Annotated in this window: 20 protein-coding genes and 1 tRNA gene; 8 read left to right on the top strand and 13 right to left on the bottom strand. The window is 28.4% G+C overall.

Translation table 11 applies throughout. The annotated features are described in order from the left end of the window. Positions 1-7: 7 nt before the first annotated feature. The 4 genes from AMN81_RS03850 to AMN81_RS03835 all read left to right on the top strand — a co-directional run bounded on the left by AMN81_RS03850 (position 8) and on the right by AMN81_RS03835 (position 3924). On the top strand, positions 8-1693 hold the full coding sequence (locus tag AMN81_RS03850) for a tetratricopeptide repeat protein (protein WP_072090796.1): 1686 nt from the start codon (positions 8-10) through the stop codon (positions 1691-1693). Further along, a complete protein-coding gene (locus tag AMN81_RS03845) occupies positions 1694-2539 on the top strand; it encodes a GHMP family kinase ATP-binding protein (RefSeq protein ID WP_072090795.1) in 846 nt (281 codons plus the stop codon). A 33-nt stretch (positions 2540-2572) separates the two neighbouring features. After that, positions 2573-2646: transfer RNA gene (locus AMN81_RS03840), tRNA-Gln, on the top strand. A gap of 3 nt (positions 2647-2649) precedes the next feature. Beyond that, positions 2650-3924, top strand: a complete 1275-nt coding sequence (locus tag AMN81_RS03835; protein WP_072090794.1) for a CCA tRNA nucleotidyltransferase — start codon at positions 2650-2652, stop codon at positions 3922-3924. Here the strand turns inward: AMN81_RS03835 and greA are convergent. From greA to AMN81_RS03820, 3 genes are read right to left on the bottom strand one after another with little or no spacing between them, the layout of a single operon-like run. Then, positions 3921-4397 (bottom strand): transcription elongation factor GreA, encoded by a 477-nt coding sequence (gene greA / locus AMN81_RS03830; RefSeq protein WP_072090793.1) that lies wholly within the window; start codon positions 4395-4397, stop codon positions 3921-3923. The two genes, AMN81_RS03835 and greA, sit on opposite strands and share 4 nt — an antisense overlap. A gap of 4 nt (positions 4398-4401) precedes the next feature. Further along, positions 4402-5229: an oxygen-dependent coproporphyrinogen oxidase gene (gene hemF / locus AMN81_RS03825; RefSeq protein WP_072090792.1), complete on the bottom strand. Its 828-nt coding sequence runs from the start codon at positions 5227-5229 to the stop codon at positions 4402-4404. Between the two features lies 1 nt (position 5230). Next, a complete protein-coding gene (locus AMN81_RS03820; protein WP_072090791.1) occupies positions 5231-5704 on the bottom strand; it encodes a tRNA (cytidine(34)-2'-O)-methyltransferase in 474 nt (157 codons plus the stop codon). 92 nt (positions 5705-5796) lie between these two features. On the opposite strand from AMN81_RS03820, the gene petA reads away from it, so the two are divergent. The 3 genes from petA to AMN81_RS03805 are packed head-to-tail and all read left to right on the top strand — an operon-like array spanning position 5797 to position 8360. After that, on the top strand, positions 5797-6306 hold the full coding sequence (petA, locus tag AMN81_RS03815) for a ubiquinol-cytochrome c reductase iron-sulfur subunit (protein ID WP_072090790.1): 510 nt from the start codon (positions 5797-5799) through the stop codon (positions 6304-6306). Between the two features lie 11 nt (positions 6307-6317). Next, positions 6318-7580 carry a cytochrome b gene (locus AMN81_RS03810; RefSeq protein ID WP_072090789.1) on the top strand — a complete coding sequence of 421 codons (1263 nt, stop codon included), beginning with the start codon at positions 6318-6320 and terminating at the stop codon, positions 7578-7580. Beyond that, positions 7581-8360 carry a cytochrome c1 gene (locus AMN81_RS03805; protein WP_072090788.1) on the top strand — a complete coding sequence of 260 codons (780 nt, stop codon included), beginning with the start codon at positions 7581-7583 and terminating at the stop codon, positions 8358-8360. On the opposite strand, the gene ychF is transcribed toward AMN81_RS03805, so the two are convergent. The 7 genes from ychF to lgt are packed head-to-tail and all read right to left on the bottom strand — an operon-like array spanning position 8337 to position 14277. Next, positions 8337-9410 (bottom strand): redox-regulated ATPase YchF, encoded by a 1074-nt coding sequence (ychF, locus tag AMN81_RS03800; protein ID WP_072090787.1) that lies wholly within the window; start codon positions 9408-9410, stop codon positions 8337-8339. The two genes, AMN81_RS03805 and ychF, sit on opposite strands and share 24 nt — an antisense overlap. Continuing rightward, positions 9410-9970 (bottom strand): aminoacyl-tRNA hydrolase, encoded by a 561-nt coding sequence (pth, locus tag AMN81_RS03795; protein WP_072090786.1) that lies wholly within the window; start codon positions 9968-9970, stop codon positions 9410-9412. Before pth ends, ychF begins: the two co-directional genes overlap by 1 nt. A gap of 41 nt (positions 9971-10011) precedes the next feature. Then, entirely contained in the window at positions 10012-10725 is a 714-nt protein-coding gene (locus tag AMN81_RS03790; RefSeq protein ID WP_072090785.1) for a 50S ribosomal protein L25/general stress protein Ctc, read from the bottom strand. 45 nt (positions 10726-10770) lie between these two features. Next, positions 10771-11703, bottom strand: a complete 933-nt coding sequence (locus AMN81_RS03785) for a ribose-phosphate pyrophosphokinase (protein ID WP_072090784.1) — start codon at positions 11701-11703, stop codon at positions 10771-10773. A 9-nt stretch (positions 11704-11712) separates the two neighbouring features. Then, positions 11713-12471, bottom strand: coding sequence for a peptidoglycan editing factor PgeF (gene pgeF, locus AMN81_RS03780; protein WP_072090783.1), 759 nt, complete (start codon positions 12469-12471; stop codon positions 11713-11715). Beyond that, positions 12468-13520, bottom strand: coding sequence for an SAM-dependent methyltransferase (locus AMN81_RS03775; protein WP_072090782.1), 1053 nt, complete (start codon positions 13518-13520; stop codon positions 12468-12470). Before AMN81_RS03775 ends, pgeF begins: the two co-directional genes overlap by 4 nt. Next, on the bottom strand, positions 13507-14277 hold the full coding sequence (lgt, locus tag AMN81_RS03770) for a prolipoprotein diacylglyceryl transferase (protein WP_072090781.1): 771 nt from the start codon (positions 14275-14277) through the stop codon (positions 13507-13509). The genes AMN81_RS03775 and lgt overlap by 14 nt, the downstream gene beginning before the upstream one ends. 32 nt (positions 14278-14309) lie before the next feature. Here lgt and AMN81_RS03765 point away from each other — a divergent pair, with 32 nt between their 5' ends. Then, positions 14310-14561: a hypothetical protein gene (locus AMN81_RS03765; protein WP_072090780.1), complete on the top strand. Its 252-nt coding sequence runs from the start codon at positions 14310-14312 to the stop codon at positions 14559-14561. On the opposite strand, the gene AMN81_RS03760 is transcribed toward AMN81_RS03765, so the two are convergent. From AMN81_RS03760 to AMN81_RS03750, 3 genes are read right to left on the bottom strand one after another with little or no spacing between them, the layout of a single operon-like run. Continuing rightward, entirely contained in the window at positions 14539-15858 is a 1320-nt protein-coding gene (locus tag AMN81_RS03760; protein WP_072090779.1) for an ATP-binding protein, read from the bottom strand. The genes AMN81_RS03765 and AMN81_RS03760 overlap by 23 nt on opposite strands. Further along, positions 15839-16516: a response regulator gene (locus AMN81_RS03755; RefSeq protein WP_072090778.1), complete on the bottom strand. Its 678-nt coding sequence runs from the start codon at positions 16514-16516 to the stop codon at positions 15839-15841. Before AMN81_RS03755 ends, AMN81_RS03760 begins: the two co-directional genes overlap by 20 nt. After that, entirely contained in the window at positions 16509-16994 is a 486-nt protein-coding gene (locus AMN81_RS03750; RefSeq protein WP_256998220.1) for a MarR family winged helix-turn-helix transcriptional regulator, read from the bottom strand. Before AMN81_RS03750 ends, AMN81_RS03755 begins: the two co-directional genes overlap by 8 nt. Positions 16995-16998: the final 4 nt, after the last annotated feature.

Genomic DNA, 16998 nt, shown 5'->3' with positions numbered 1-16998 from the left:
TGGTTACATGTTCCTAAAATTTTTAAAATTAGTACTATTAATATTCATATCTTATCAGACACCTTTGTATTCTAAAAGTGCTACTTTTAATGATTTCAACTCAAGAGATTTATCAAATTATTTTTCTGGAATTGTTGCATTTGAAAATCGAGATAATTCTGAAGCTTTAAAATATTTTAACTTAACCAAAGTATTAATTAACAAACATGACAGTTATTTAAAAAGATATGTTAACTCTTTAGTTTTAGATAACAAAGTACCTCAAGCAATTAATGTATTAAATAACAATGCAAACAAATCTAATTCAGATTTTTATGATGCATATATAATTTTAATAATTGATAGTTTAAAAAAAAATAACTTTAAAAAAGCTGACGAATATTTATCACAAAGTTTAAAATTTCAAGATGAAGATAGGATAAATCTAGTTATATTTGAAACTCTAAAACAGTACATTTATACATTTAAAAATAAAAAAATATTAGATAACAAAAAAAATTTTGGGAACCTGTCTCTTATAGCCGAGACATTCCAAAGATGTTATATTGAAGACAAAAGAACTTCGTTATTTTTTCTTAATTTAATAAATAATCAACAAGGCGACTATTCAAGATACATTTTCTTTTATCTTAATCATTTAATTGATAACAATAAATTAAATGAAGCAAGATTAGTTGTTGAACAAATTGATTATATAAATTCAACACTTTTACTTTCACAAAGTAAAAGTTGGGTAGACAAAGAAAAATTCGATGATTTTGGAAAAATTTTTTCATGCAAAGATCATAATGATCTTGTAAGTGAGTTTTTATTTTTAATCTCTAATCTTTATTCTTCTCAGGATAATTTTGACAAATCAAATTTTTACTTAAATTTGTCAAACTATTTAAATCCCAAGTTTGAATTTAATTTGTCATTGGTTGCAGAAAATTTTTATCTTAATGATGAATTTGATAAAGTACAAAGGATCTTAAAAAACTTTAAAAAAAAAGATGAATTTTATTATTGGTTTAGATTAAAAAAAGAAGCTCAAATAATAATTCAACAGCAAGATTATGAAAATGGGATTAAATACATAGATTCAAAATTTAATAAAATTGAAAATCCAAATATAAAAATGATTTTTGATTTAGCTAATTTTTATAAGAATTCTAAAAATTATGAAAAGGCAATAGATCGTTATACAGAAATTATTTTAACACTGGATGACAATTCACTTATTAAATCAGATGTATTGTACCGTAGAGGTGGTAGCTATGAAAGAATGGGCAATTATGAAAAGTCAGATGAAGATTTGTTGCATGCGCTTAAAATTGATCCTAGTGATGCATATATTTTGAATTACCTTGCTTACTCTTGGTTAGAGCGTGATTATAAAATTAATGAAGCAATGGATATGTTGAAAACAGCATATGATTTAAAAAGCAATGATCCATATATTATTGATTCAATTGGTTGGGCATATTTTTTAATAGAGGATTATGTAGAAGCAGAAAAGTATTTAAAAAGAGCTGTAGAATTAATGCCAGATGATCCAATCGTGAATGATCATTATGGAGACATTTTATGGAAGTTAAATCGAAAAATTCAAGCAAGATATTTTTGGAATAACGTATTAACTTTTGATGACACCGAAGACGATATGAGAGAAAATATCAATATTAAAGTAATTGAAGGTCTTAAAAATTCCTAAATGAAAATTAATAAAATTAAATCTAATGCAAAGTTAAATTTAGCACTAAATATCACTGGAAAAAAAAAGGTTTTACATAAAATTGAAAGTATAATTGATTTCATAGATTTACATGATGTTATTTCGATAAATCAACATAATAGAAAAAAACATCATATTTCTTTTTATGGAAAGTTTTCTAAAAATATTGGAAAAAAAAATACTGTTCAAAAATTATTTCAAATACTAGATAAAGAAAATTTATTAAAAAATAAAAAATTTAAAGTTAAAATTAAAAAATCAATCCCTCAAGAAGCTGGGTTGGGCGGGGGATCGATGAATGCAGCTAGTGTGTTTAATTATCTGGTTAAAAAAAAAATTATTAATCCTAATTATCAAAAAACTCGAAGTATCTGTGACTTAGTTGGTTCTGATGTTATTTTGGGCACCATTTCATCTAGCTGTGTGTTGTCATCAGATGGTAGAATAAAAAAGATTTATAATACTCCAAAATATTACTCTACTTTAGTAAAGCCTAATTTTGGGTGCTCAACTAAAAAAATATACTCAGCTGTTAGAAAGTATACAAAATCAAAATATAACAAACCTAAAAAAAACATGTTTGGAATAAAATATTTGATTGATCAACAAAATGCCCTTGAAAAAATAGCACTCAAAAAATATCCAAAACTAAAAAAAATAAAGTTGTTCTTAGAAAGTATAAATAATCCATTATTTGTAAGAATGACTGGTTCAGGATCAACAATTGTTGCCTATTATAATTCATTAAAGAGTTGTAAATTGGCAAAAGCTAAATTTAAAAGAAAATATAAAAATTATTGGTGTGTTACAGCAAAAACTATATGAATTTTATATTTTTATGTTATAGGAAGCTAGTATTGGGGCGTAGCCAAGCGGTAAGGCACGGGTTTTTGGTACCTGCATCCTAGGTTCGAATCCTAGCGCCCCAGCCATTTATGAAAAATTTTTTAGATAAATTTTTTTCCCGATCAAAAAATCTTGATTATATCAGTCAAAATTTAAAACAAATTACTTTAACAACACCAGCAAATAAAATTTTTGAAGCAATTAATAATTTTTCAGAGAAAAGTGAAATAAGATATGTGGGTGGGTGTGTAAGAAAAGTGATAAAAAAAGAAAATGTTGATGATATTGACCTAGCAACAAATTTAACGCCCCCGGAAGTTTGTGAGGCTCTTAAAAACAAACAAATAAGTTATTACGAAACAGGAATTGAACATGGAACTATAACCGCAATAATTGACGAATATAAATATGAAATTACTTCTTTAAGAAAAGACGTCTCAACTGATGGAAGGCATGCTGAAGTAGAATTTTCTTTAGATTGGAAGGAAGATGCTTCTAGAAGGGATTTTACTATCAATTCAATTTATGCAGATGGTGATGGTAATTTATTTGATCCATTTAACGGTAAAAAAGATTTAGAGGAGGGTTATATTAATTTTATTGGCAATGCGGAAAAAAGAATTCAAGAGGATTATTTACGTATTTTGAGGTATTTAAGATTTTATTTAAATTACTCAAATCATAAGCACCAGCCAGAAATAATAAAAAATATAAAAAAAAATATTGATGGAATTTCAAATATATCATCTGAAAGATTAATCGATGAACTAAAAAAAATAACTACTTCAAATGGATTTTTAAAACTCTTTAAAGATAAAGAAAGTTTAGAACTCATAGAAATAATTTTCCCTCAATTAAAGAATATTAAAAATTTTAAAAAACAAAATTCTTATGCTGCAGAGAATTTTTTAAAAATTGACTTTATATTCTTGATTGCGCTTTTAGTAATTGATGGGACTGATAATGCTGATTATTTTCTTTATAAATTTAAAATATCTAACAAAGATAAGAAAAGATTAAAATTGATAGATCTTTTTTATAGAGAAAAAGTAACTCTTAACAGCTTTACAGAGAAAAATTTGAATAAACTTTTTTATTTTAATGGGCGACAGGCTGTAATAGATATAATTAATTTTAAAATTTTTAACTCAAACAAAGTAGAGCAAAAACTAATTAAACTATTAGATAATTATAAAGAGAAAACTATTCCAACTTTGCCAATAGGGGCTGATCTACTAATGTCTAAATTTCAAATTACTGAGGGTAAAACTTTAGGTAATAAATTAAAAAAAATAGAAGAAACTTGGGTTCAAAATGGATTTCAAATTTCAGATAAGCAAGTACAGCAAATAGTTAAAAGTTAAATATATTTAACGTCTTTAATTTCAAAATTTTTTACACCAGAGGGTGTATTTATTTCAACTAAATCACTTTTATTTTTTCCAATCAAGCCTTTACCAATTGGTGATTGAAAGAAAATCAGTTTTTGTTTTAAATCTGCCTCATCTCTTCCAACAATTTTATAATTAATTTTTTCACCAGTATCTAAATCTTCTAAATAAACTGTAGATCCAAAAATTACTTTTCCTTCGTTATTTAGTTTTGTAACATCAATAACATTTGCTCTTGCAATAATATCGTTGATTTCTGTAATTCTTCCCTCGTTATGAGATTGTTCTTCTTTAGCTGCATGATATTCAGCATTTTCTTTAAGGTCTCCATGGGATCTCGCTTCAGCAATTGCAGCTACTATCTCAGGTCTTTTTTTTTCTTTTAAAAAAACTAATTCTTCTTTTAGTTTATTTAATCCGTTTAATGTTATTGGCTCTTTATCCATTTTTTTATTTCCATTTTGCAACCGGAGGTAATGACATCAAAATTCCTTCAACATTACCGCCAGTTTGTAGCCCAAATTTTGTTCCTCTATCGTAGAGCAAATTAAATTCTGCGTATCGACCTCTTTTAATATACTGAAACTCTTTATCTTTTAAAGTCCATTTTCTTTTTAATTTTTTTTTAATTATTTCATTAAATAGCATTTGAAATGTAACACCAACATCTCTGACAAATTTAAAGTCATTTTCAAAATTATCATTTTTATAGTCAAAAAATATTCCACCTATACCTCTGGCTTCTTTTCTGTGAGGTAGATAAAAATATTCATCACACCACTTTTTATATTTTTTATAATAATTTTTATTATGTCTATCACACATTGCCTTTAATATTTTATGAAAGTTTTTCTTCTCTTTTTCATCTTTTATTGCCGGGGTTACATCCATACCTCCACCAAACCAATTCTTTGTTGTGCAAATAAATCTGGTATTAAAATGCATTGCAGGAATATGGGGATTTTGCATATGCATAACTATTGATATTCCTGATGCCCAAAATCTAGGATCTTTACTTGCGCCCAGTATATTCTTTTGAAATTGCTTAGGAAATTTTCCATAAACTTTTGAAAAATTTACTCCTACTTTTTCAAAAATTTTTCCATTTTTAAGAATCCTATATTCACCACCACCCTCATCTTTTTTACTGCTTCTATTCCAAGAAGTTGATTGAAAATTTACTTTGTTTTTTTCAATTTTTAAAATGTCGTCACATATTGCATTTTGTAATAGCTTAAACCAATTACTTGCTAAGTCTTTTTTAATTAAAATATCCATTTTATATTAATTCAATTTGACGCAAACTTTCTGCCAAAACAATGGCAACAGACGATGCAATATTAAGAGATCTTACTTGATTATTCATTGGTATTTTTAAACGATTTTTAATAATTTTATGAACCTTCTCGGGGACCCCAGCACTTTCTCTTCCAAACAAAATAGTATCATCAGGCTTAAATTTAAATTTAGTATAATTTATTGAACCCTTAGTTGTCATCAATACGATTCTCTGTTTTTTCTTTGCCTCAAAAAATTTTTCTGAACTTTGATAAAACTCTATTTGACTATAGTCCATATAGTCCATAACCACTCTTTTAAAACGTTTGTCTGATAATAGAAAGCCACATGGTTCAATTATTTCTAATTTAGCACCCAAACAAGCGCAGGTTCTTATGATTGCAGCAGTATTCTGAGGTATATCAGGCTCATACAAAGCTATTTTGGGTCCTAAAATTGTTGAATTCTGTGTCATTCTTTCAGTAGTAAAATAATTATTTTATATTATATGAATTCGTATATTAACTATTTTAAATCAAAAAGAGATAATAATAAAAGCTACTAATAGTGTCTGAAAAAAAAACAAAAAGAAGAGATTTTTTATTTACAGCTACCACAGCGGTAGGAGCTGTTGGTGCCGCTGCAGTGGTGTGGCCAATGATAGATCAAATGAATCCAGATGCTTCTGTTAAAGCATTAGCTAGCACAGAAGTTGATGTAAGTGCATTAACACCAGGAAATACATTAACTGTTTTGTGGAGAGGTAAACCAGTCTTTATACGAAGAAGAACTCAAGAAGAAATTGATGAAGCAAGAAAAGTAAAGATGGAGGATTTAATTCATCCTGAGAAAGATGAGGATAGAGCTAAAAACCCTGAGTGGCTTGTAATGTTAGGGGTTTGCACACATTTAGGATGTGTACCTTTAAATGACAAAGGCGATTACAATGGATGGTTCTGTCCATGTCATGGATCTCACTATGATACATCTGGAAGAATAAGAAAAGGACCAGCTCCTTTAAACATGGAAATTCCCAAATACGAATTTGTTAACGCTAATACAATTAAGATTGGATAAATTGAACACTAATGAGTGATCACGATTACAGACCAAAATCAAAAGTAGGACAATGGTTTAATGATCGATTGCCACTATTAACTCTTGCAAATCATTTAACTGATTATCCGACTCCTAAAAATTTAAATTATTGGTGGACATTTGGTGGAATTTTAACTTTTTGCTTAATCACTCAAATTATAACTGGATTAACTCTTGCTATGCATTACATCGCTCACGCTGATATGGCTTTTGAGAGTGTTGAGCACATCATGCGTGATGTTAACTATGGTTGGTTAATTAGATATATTCATGCAAACGGTGCATCTATGTTTTTCTTAGCAGTCTACATTCATATTTTTAGATCATTGTTTTACGGTTCTTACAAAGCACCAAGAGAAATAATTTGGATAATTGGAATAATTATTTACTTGCTAATGATGGCAGCTGCGTTCATGGGCTATGTATTGCCCTGGGGACAAATGAGCTTCTGGGGAGCAACTGTAATTACAAATTTATTTAGTGCCATTCCCTTTGTTGGAGAGGGTATTGTTACATGGTTATGGGGTGGATACTCAGTAGACAATCCAACTTTAACCAGATTTTTTACGTTGCATTATCTTATTCCATTTTTAATATTAGGATTAGTTGTTTTGCATATCTGGGCTTTGCATGTTCCTGGAAATAATAATCCAGTTGGAATAGACATCAAAAAACCGTCCAAAGACACTGTACCTTTCCATCCTTACATCGTAATCAAAGATGGTTTCGCTTTATTAATGTTCATGATTGTTTTTGCATTTTTTGTTTTTTATTCACCAAATATACTAGGTCATGCTGATAATTATATTGAGGCAAATCCAATGGTAACACCCGCACATATTGTACCTGAATGGTATCTATTACCTTTCTATGCAATTTTAAGATCTGTCCCAGATAAATTATTGGGGGTTGTGGCAATGTTATCTGCAATATTAATTCTAGCTGTCTTACCTTGGTTAGATACTTCGAAAATTAGATCTGCAGTATTTAGACCTTTGTATAAACAGTTTTACTGGATACTAGTTGCTGATGTTCTAATTCTTGGTTATGTAGGTGCAATGCCAGCTGAAGGACTTTATTTGTTAATTGCAAGAGTTGCTACGGCATATTACTTTTTACATTTTTTAGTTATTCTTCCTGTTTTAGGATTTAAAGAAAAAACTTTACCAGTACCTTTGAGCATAACCGAACCAGTTCTTGGTGGTTCACCCAATTTAGCAACCGCGAGGAAAAAAGAAAGCAAGATAGAATAAGTGAAAAAATTTCTTAAAATATTTTCAGTATTATTATTAATTTGTTCGTCAAATACCTTCTCTTTTGCTGCTGAAAAAGTTGATTACTTAAAAACAGATTGGAGTTTTAAAGGGCTTTTTGGAAAATTTGACAGAGCTTCTCTTCAAAGAGGATATCAAGTTTACACAGAAGTTTGTGCCTCATGTCACTCAATGAAATACTTAAGTTACAGAAATTTAGCTGAAAAAGGTGGACCAGAATTTCCAGAAGATCAAGCTAAGGCTATTGCAGCTTCATTTGAGGTAATGGATGGACCTAATGCAGATGGTGAAATGTTTGCTAGACCAGGTAAATTATCTGATAAATTTGTAATGCCGTATGACAATGTAAAAGCTGCTCAAGCTGCAAATGGTGGTGCATACCCTCCAGACATGTCTGTTTTGGTTAAAGCTAGAGGTGGTGGTGTTGATTACGTATATTCTTTATTACAAGGCTATGAAGAAGCTCCTAGCGGAATGATTTTAGATGATGGTGTTCATTATAATAAATACATGTATGGAAATAAAATAAGAATGGCCGCTCCACTTTCTGATGGGTTGGTTGAGTACGGTGATGGAACTGCTGCTACTGTTGAACAAATGTCAAAAGATGTAACAACATTTTTAATGTGGGCTGCTGAACCCCATCTAGAAGCTAGACATCAAATGGGCTTTAAAGCAATTATATACTTAATTATTTTGACAATTCTTGTTTACTTCAGCATGAAAAAGATATGGTCACGTGTTGAATCTGAAGTTTAGTACGTCTCCATCTTTCACAATATAATCTTTACCTTCTAGTCTCATTTTTCCATTTGCTTTAGAATTTACCCATCCATCATTAGCAACGAAATCTTCATAAGATATAGTTTCAGCTCTAATGAAGCCTTTTTCAAAATCTGTATGAATTTCACCTGCAGCTTTAGGAGCAGTGCAGTTTTTTTGAATAGTCCAAGCCCTTGTTTCTTCAGGTCCAGAGGTAAAATACGTATCAAGTTCTAATATTTTATAGCCCTTTTGAATTAACATACTCAGACCTGTATCTTTTAAACCAATCATATCCATATAATTTTTTTTTTCATCATCTGCTAATTCATTTATTTGGTTCTCTATGTCCGCAGAAACAATCAGAGTGTTATCTTTTCCAAATTTTTCAATAAAGTTTTTAGTATATTGATTTCCATCCTGTACGCTTTGCTCATCAACATTGCAAACAAAAATCTTTGGTTTTATTGATAAAAGACCACTTTGATTAAGTTGTTTTGTATCAAATTGAGAATTTAATGTTGATATATCTTTGTCATTATTAATACAGTCTAATGCAATCTCTAAAATTTTAAGCTGATCTTCGTCTACATTTTTCTTATTATTTTTTTCAAGTCTTTTTTGGATAGATTCTAGGTCAGCCAACATCATTTCAGTTTCAATGATCTCAAGATCTCTTATTGGGTCAACATTAGGATTAACATTTTGAATATCGTCCGAGTCAAAGCATCTAATCATATGAATAACTGCATCAACTTCTCTTATGTGGGACAGAAATTTATTGCCTAATCCTTCACCTTTAGATGCACCTTTCACAAGACCAGCTATATCTACAAATGAAATAGTTGTATTTATTGTTTTTTTTGATTTTGAAACTTCTGATAATTTGTTCAATCTTTTATCTGGAACAGGGACTACTCCCACATTAGGATCTATCGTACAAAATGGAAAATTTGCAGCTTGGGCTTTGCCTGAGTTTGTTAGAGCATTGAAGAGTGTAGATTTACCCACATTAGGCAAACCAACAATTCCACATTTAAAACTCATTATTTATTATTTACAGTACTAGAGAATAAATCTAATTTCTTTTCGATAAGTATTGAAATAGAATCTGTGATGTTATTGGTAATTTTTTCCAATTCAAGCATTTCATCCTCGTCAAAATTTTGAAGAACAAAATCACTAACTTCCATTTTATCTTTTGGTTTACCAATTCCTATTCGCACTCTTGAATAATCTTTACCAATAAATTTATCTATTGATGCAATTCCGTTATGTCCTGCATCAGAGCCACCAAATTTTGCTTTTATTTTTCCAAATTCTACATCTAGATCGTCATGAAAAACGATAACATCCTCAGCATCTATTTTAAAATATTCAATTAATTCTCTAATACAAATTCCAGAATTATTCATAAATGTTAAAGGTTTAATTGCATAAACTTTTTGTTCACCCACATTACCAGTTGTAAGAAGTCCTTTGAATTTTGGTTTTTGTTTTGAAAGTCCAAATTTTTTATTTATTGCATCTATAATCTTGAAACCAATATTGTGTCTATTTTTTTCACTATCTGGGGTTGGATTGCCTAATCCTACAAGTAGAAGCATAAAATATTAATATTGGAGAATAAAATTCAATTTTAATTAACTTATTTTTTTTCTTCAGCGGGTTTTTTATCTTCACCTTCTTTTTTATCACTTTCAGCTGCTGTCTTATCTCCACCTTCAGCTGCCGCCGCCTCTGCTCCTTCAGCACCTTCTCCCTCAGCCGCATCAGCTTCTGCAGGTTTTTCAGGTTCTTTCATAACAGTCGGAGCTGCTAGAGTTGCAATTACGAAATCTCTTCCTTGAATTGTAGGAGTAACTTCACTGTCAAGATTTATAGAAGAGATCTTAAAACTCTCTCCAATATCAACTCCATCAAGATCTATTACAAGATTTTCAGGAATTTTTTCGCTTGGACATTTTAGTTCAACTTTTCTTCGTACAATGTTTAAAACCCCACCTCTTTTCAAACCAGGTGATTTTTCATGATTTAAAAATTTTACTGGAACTTCAATTCTAACTTTTATGCCTGAAACTATTCTTAGAAAGTCTACATGAATTGGTTCATCTGAAATAATGTCATATTTTATTTCTCTTGGTAGAACTTTTTGAGGTTTGCCATCAATATTTAAAGTTATGATGCTTGATAAAAAGTTTTCTTTTTCAATTAGTGACTTGAGTATTTTTTTAGATATTGAAATTTTCTCGTTTTGAGCCTCTCCACCATAAATTATAGCAGGCACATTACCATTATCTCTTAATGAATTTAATTCACCTTTAGTTTTGGTATTTCTGATGTTGGCATCTAATGAATTCATAAAAACAAGGGTTTTTAGCTCAAGTTACTTAATAACTCAAGGTATTTATTTGAATAAATCTGATACTGAGGTTGAATTAGATATTCTTTTAATTGCTTCTCCCATAAGCCCTGAAATTGACAGAACCTCAATGTTTTTAACACCTTTAGTTCTGCTCATGTTATCGATCGTATCAGTTATTACTAAATTCTTAATTGCTGAATTTTTAATTTTTTTTACAGCTTCACCACTAAGAACACCATGAGTTATATAGACATAAACTTCTTTAGCCCCTCTATCTTTAAGAGCTTTAGCTGCATTTACTATTGTTCCACCAGAATCGATTATATCATCTACAATTATACAAGTTTTACCTTTTACATCTCCTATGACATTCATGACTTGAGATTGACCTGGCTTCGGTCGTCTTTTATCTACAATTGCTAATCCAACATTTAGTAGTTTACCTAGTGCTCTTGCTCGCTCAGTTCCACCCACATCTGGAGCAACGCAAATAAGGTTTTTACTTTTTATCTTTTTTTTTGCATGTCTTGCAAAAATAGGTGTTGCAAACAAGTTGTCTACCGGAATATCAAAGAAACCTTGAATTTGACCTGCATGTAAATCAACAGTAACTACTCTGTCAGCTCCCGCTTTTGTAATTAAGTTTGATACTAGTTTTGCAGAAATTGAAGTTCTAGGTACTACCTTTCTGTCTTGTCTGGCATAACCAAAATATGGAATTACGGCAGTTATATTTTTTGCAGAAGATCTTTTTAGTGCATCAATACACAATAAAAGCTCCATCAAATTATCATTTGCAGGCGAAGAAACAGATTGAATTATAAAAATACTGTTACCTCTGATATTCTCATTTATTTCAACATAAATTTCTCCATCAGAAAAATTTCTAATGCTTGAGTTAACCAATTTAGATTTTAGATATTTAGCAATATTCTTGCTTAATGGTTTGTTGCTATTTCCGGATAATAATTTCATTAAAAAAACCTAATTAAGCATAATTATTGAAATATTTCTACCATAATCATCATGATTTAGCCTTAGCGCTCTTCTTGCACTAAAAAAATTATTATTAATATTAAATGTATCAATATTTAAAGACTCAATATTTTTTATTTTATTCTTTAAAAGACATGATTTTACATATTTAGGTAAATCAAAATAAAGCTTTTTGTACTTAATTTTAAAAAATTTATTATTTTTTTTATCCTTTTTTATAAATTTTCTTTTAAAATCTTGTTTGACTTCATAATTTTTAGCTGAGATAGCAGGTCCGATAGCTGCAGTAATATTTTTAGGATTAGATCCTTTTTTGATCATAAATTGGATTACTTTGCTAATTATATCTTTGTATGCACCTTTCCATCCTGCATGAATTGCAGCAACTAATTTTATTCTTTCATCACAGATTAAAATCGGCACACAGTCAGCAGTTAAAACACCAATTGGTATGTTTTTTTGGTTTGTAATTACTGCGTCTGCTTTTGGTTTTGATCTAAATTTATTTTTTTTATTAATATAAACAAACTTATTACTATGCATTTGATGAAGTAAAAAAATACGTTTAGCGGTGCTTTTTATTTTTTTTTTAACTATTTGTAAATTTTTTTTAACATCTGAGGGATTATCTTTAGAACCAGGACCACAGTTTAAACTTTTATAAATTTTTTTTGATTTACCACCAGTTTTATTAAAAAAACCATGTTTAATTATATTTATTTTCGAAAGTTTTTTTGATTTTATCAATTTTGAAAACCTGTCTTAAAATTGTTTCTCCTATTTTTTACAAGCATGACTTTGAACAATTCACCCATTTGATTTTCATCTATTAAACGTCTTACTCGATAAAATAAATCTGCTTTTTTAGAAAATGCTATATTTTTGCTTATTATTTCTGCTCTTTGAAGAATACCCATATTTGTCAAAAATTTTTTTTGATTTGTAAAAATTGAATTAACTTCTTTAAACTGATTAATAAATTTTTCAAAGGAATGAAAGTTTATATTGTAGGTAATATCAGAGTCTCCAATATTTTCTAAAACGTTAGAATATTTGTGATTATTTACTGCCTGAAGAGTTTCATGCATTTTGCTATCTGCATAACCATAATCAATAACTAACATTCCTCCATCATTTTTTTGTATTAAGTCACAAATTGTTTTTAAATATTTAAATGTATCTGGCGAATATTCTATAACACTTTGATCTTTTGATATTTCGAAATTAAGATGTTTTTCAATTGTTTCTATATCAATTTTTTCTTCTTTAAATTCAGCTTTGTTTGGATCACTTAAATTCACAAATCTTTCAAACCAACTATCTTTTTTTTTAAAAAATTGTTTGATCGGTATGGCGTCAAAAAATTCATTAGCTAAAAAAATTGTTGGATTTGAGTTTATTTTTTTAATGTTTTTTAACCATGAAAATTTTTTAGAATTTAAATTTTTTTTTTGTTCATTTAATAAAAAATCACTTTTTTCATGAATTACAAAACTGCAGGCATTATAACACTCAGGAAAATTTATAAGTGTCTCATCTATGACTTTCATCATTTCACCATTTCCAGCTCCCAGTTCTAGCAAATTAAATTTTTTTGGAGAGCCAATGCTTTTCCAAAAAGTAATCGTCCAAATTGCAATAATCTCCGAAAATAATCTTGTGACATTGGGAGCAGTAATAAAGTCTCCATCTTCACCAAAAGGATTTTTTTTCATATAAAAACCTTTGTCCTTATCGTAAAGAGCAAAATTTATAAATTGATCTAATGGTAAATTATTTGTTTTAGCGAGTTTCATATTTTAAATAAAATAAGATTACTCCTGATATTATAAATATTAAACTTACTACTTGCCCCATCGTTAAGTTTAAAAGTATATAACCAAGCTGTTCATCTGGTACTCTGTAAAATTCAATAATAAATCTGAAAATTGAGTAAATTATTAAAAATAATCCTGAAATCACACCAGGTTTGTTTGAAAATTTATTTTTAAAATAAATTAATAATAAAAATAAAAATAAACCCTCTAATAGTGCTTCATATAATTGCGAGGGATGCCTAGGAAGATTATCTACCTGAACAAATGTTACTGCCCAGGGTACATTAGTTATAGTTCCATACAACTCTGAATTTATAAAGTTTGCTATTCGTCCAAAAAATAATCCGACTGGAGCTACTAAAGCAACAATATCTAAATATAAGAATGGATTTTGATTATTTTTTCTAGCGAAAAATATAGATGCGAAAATAACTCCAATTAAACCACCATGGAAGGACATTCCTCCTTGCCAAATTTTAAATATATCTAATGGATTATTTATATAAAAACTTAAATTATAAATAATAATATAACCAAGTCTTCCTCCTAAAATTATACCTATAATTAAATAAGTTAAATAATCATCAAATTTATTTTTAACTTCTATGTCTTGGATAAATAATTTTTTTGCGAGAATCCAGCCTAATATAATTCCAAACATATAAGCTAAAGAATACCATCTGATTTCTAGAGAAAATATTTCTAAGGCTACTGGGTCAAAATTATTAATGAACATTTTTAATAATACTTATAATGTATATCTTAAATATGAAAAATTCTAAATTTATAATTGATAAGTTTGCTAAATTAATAGAGCAGGGACTAGTATCTTCAAAAGACTTAACTACTGAATTATTTAATATCTTAAAATCCAAAAGAGATGAGTTTGTTTTTAAAATGAAACTTACAAGCAAAGATGAGTTTGAAGTACTCTCAAAACGTGTTGAGAATCTTGAAAATAAAATAAATAAACTTGATAAAAAAAAAAATAAAAAAGTTAAACGGGCAAGAAAACCTTAACTCTTAAACCATCCATTTTTGATTTTTCTAACATTATATTTCCTCCATGAGATTTAATAATGTCAGATGAAATTGATAAACCAAGACCAACACTTGATTTTGAGTCTGCTCGACCCTTATCTATTTTATAGAAAGGTTTAAATACATTTTCATACTCATTTTTTGGTATTCCAGGACCATCATCATCAATAATAATGAATAAATTTGTATTTTTTTTACTTAAACTAATTTCGACTTTATTTGCATATTTCAGTGAATTATCAATTAGATTATTTAGACACCTATTAATTAAATTTTTCCTACCATTAAAGTAAATTCTTGGTGTTAAGTTTTGTGAAATATTTTCATTATTATATTTATCAATAACTTCTGAAATTAATTCAGATAGATTAAACATTTCATCTTTTTCAACATATGATGAGCTGGTGAATTGTAAATATTCATTTAACATTTTCTCCATTTCATTGATATCTTCAGTCAATTTATTAACAGTTTCTTTATCTCTTATAAAAGCTAATTGTAGTTTCATCCTTGTTAAGGGTGTTCTTAAATCATGACTTATTCCAGATAACATTTCTGTTCTTTGATTTAAGTGTCTTTCAATTCTCTTTCTCATTTTATCAAATTCATGTCCTGCTTGTCTTATTTCAAGGGCTCCAGAAGGTTTGAACTCTTCAATATTTTCTCCTTTACCAAACCTTTCAGCCGCACGAGCTAGGTTAGTGATTGGTCTAGTTTGATTTTTTAAAAATATTAGAGAAATGATCACCATTATAATTGCAGGTACTGTGATCCAAAGTGCAAATATTCTTGCTGAAGAACTTGCAACCCTATCTTTAGGCACTAAAAATTTAAAATAACCATTTTCGTATTTAATTCTTAAATCAATTAATTCTTTATAACTTGTTGTATCAAACCAGTATTCATCTAATCCAAATTTAGATTTTAGTTCTCTTCTTAAAGTTCTATCTATAGGACTAAACCATCTTTCAGTATCTGTATTTTGTAATTTTTCGTTATTGGTAAACTCAATATTTAAATCTAAAAATATGGAAAAAAGATCTAGCAACTCTTGTTTATTTTCTTGCTCACTTTCATAGCCTTCAATAAATGTACTAATTTCATTTACCAAGGTTCTTGTCATACCCTTGTTTGTTTTGATCCAAAGGCTATCAAAAAAAACAATTGTAATTACCAGTTGCAAAACCAAAACTGGAATAGCAACTATAAGAAGTGCTCTATAAAATAATCTTTTTGGTAATATTTTTTTTAAGTAATTACTCAATCCAGAGAACATATCCTGCACCTCTTATTGTTTGCAAAAATTTTGGATTTTTTGGATCAATTTCAATTTTTTTTCTAAGCCGAGTAATAATAACATCTATTGATCTCTCTTTATCTAAATTGATTAATTGACCAATATCTTCCCTAGAAAATGTTTTGCCTGGGTTATTAATCATTTTTTCTAAAATCGTTTTTTCCGTTGCATTAATCTTAAATTCTTTATTACTTTTAAATATTAAAAGTTTATTCAAATCAATTTTGACATTTGCAAATTCTATAACCCTTTTCTGATCTGTTTTGATAGTTTTATTTAAGATGTTCTGTATTCTTAGAATTAATTCTTTTGGTTCAAATGGTTTCGGTAAATAATCATCAGCACCAATCTCTAACCCTTCAACCCTTTCACTTGCTTCACCTTTAGCAGTGAGAAGTATAACTGGTGTATCTATTTTTTTTTTATTTTCTTTTAAAAATTCAAGACCACTTTTACCAGGCATCATGATATCCAAAACTATTAAATCAAACTTAATTATTTTTATTTTCTCTGATGCATTTTCTGCATTTTCAGCAGTAGTGACTAAAAATTTATTTTCATTTAAATATTTTTTTACAAGAGATCTAATTCCATCATCATCATCAACCACTAGTATATGTGCGATAAACTTATCCATTAATTATTTTACTTAGTACATTATCAAAATTAATAACTTCTTCAGAACTTGAACTTAATAAAGCATTATAAATTCTCTTTTTTTGTAAATTGAAAATTTCATTAAAAATTTTTTTACCTTTATCATTCAGAAAAACATGCTTTACTCTAGTATCTTGGTCATCTTTTTTAAAAATGACGATTTCAAGTTTAATCAAATCTTTGAGAACACGATTTAAACTTTGTTTTGTTACTTTTAATCTCTTAAGCAGCTCAGAAATTGAGATCCCCTCATACATTGACAGTAAATGAATTACTTTATGGTGTGCTAAACCAATTGAATATCTATCTAATATTTTTTTAGAGTCAGAAAAGGTTTCTCTATAGCTTACAAATAGTTTTTCAATTAGATCTTTAAGCTGGTCATCTTTTAAATATAAAAGTTCTTTCATAATAGGTAAGTTATATTGACATATTAAAGATACAAAGATATTTTTCATTTAT

It is taken from the genome of Candidatus Pelagibacter communis, assembly GCF_001179845.1.
Taxonomy (GTDB): domain Bacteria; phylum Pseudomonadota; class Alphaproteobacteria; order Pelagibacterales; family Pelagibacteraceae; genus Pelagibacter; species Pelagibacter ubique_Q.
This window is presented reverse-complemented; position numbering and strand designations above follow the sequence as displayed.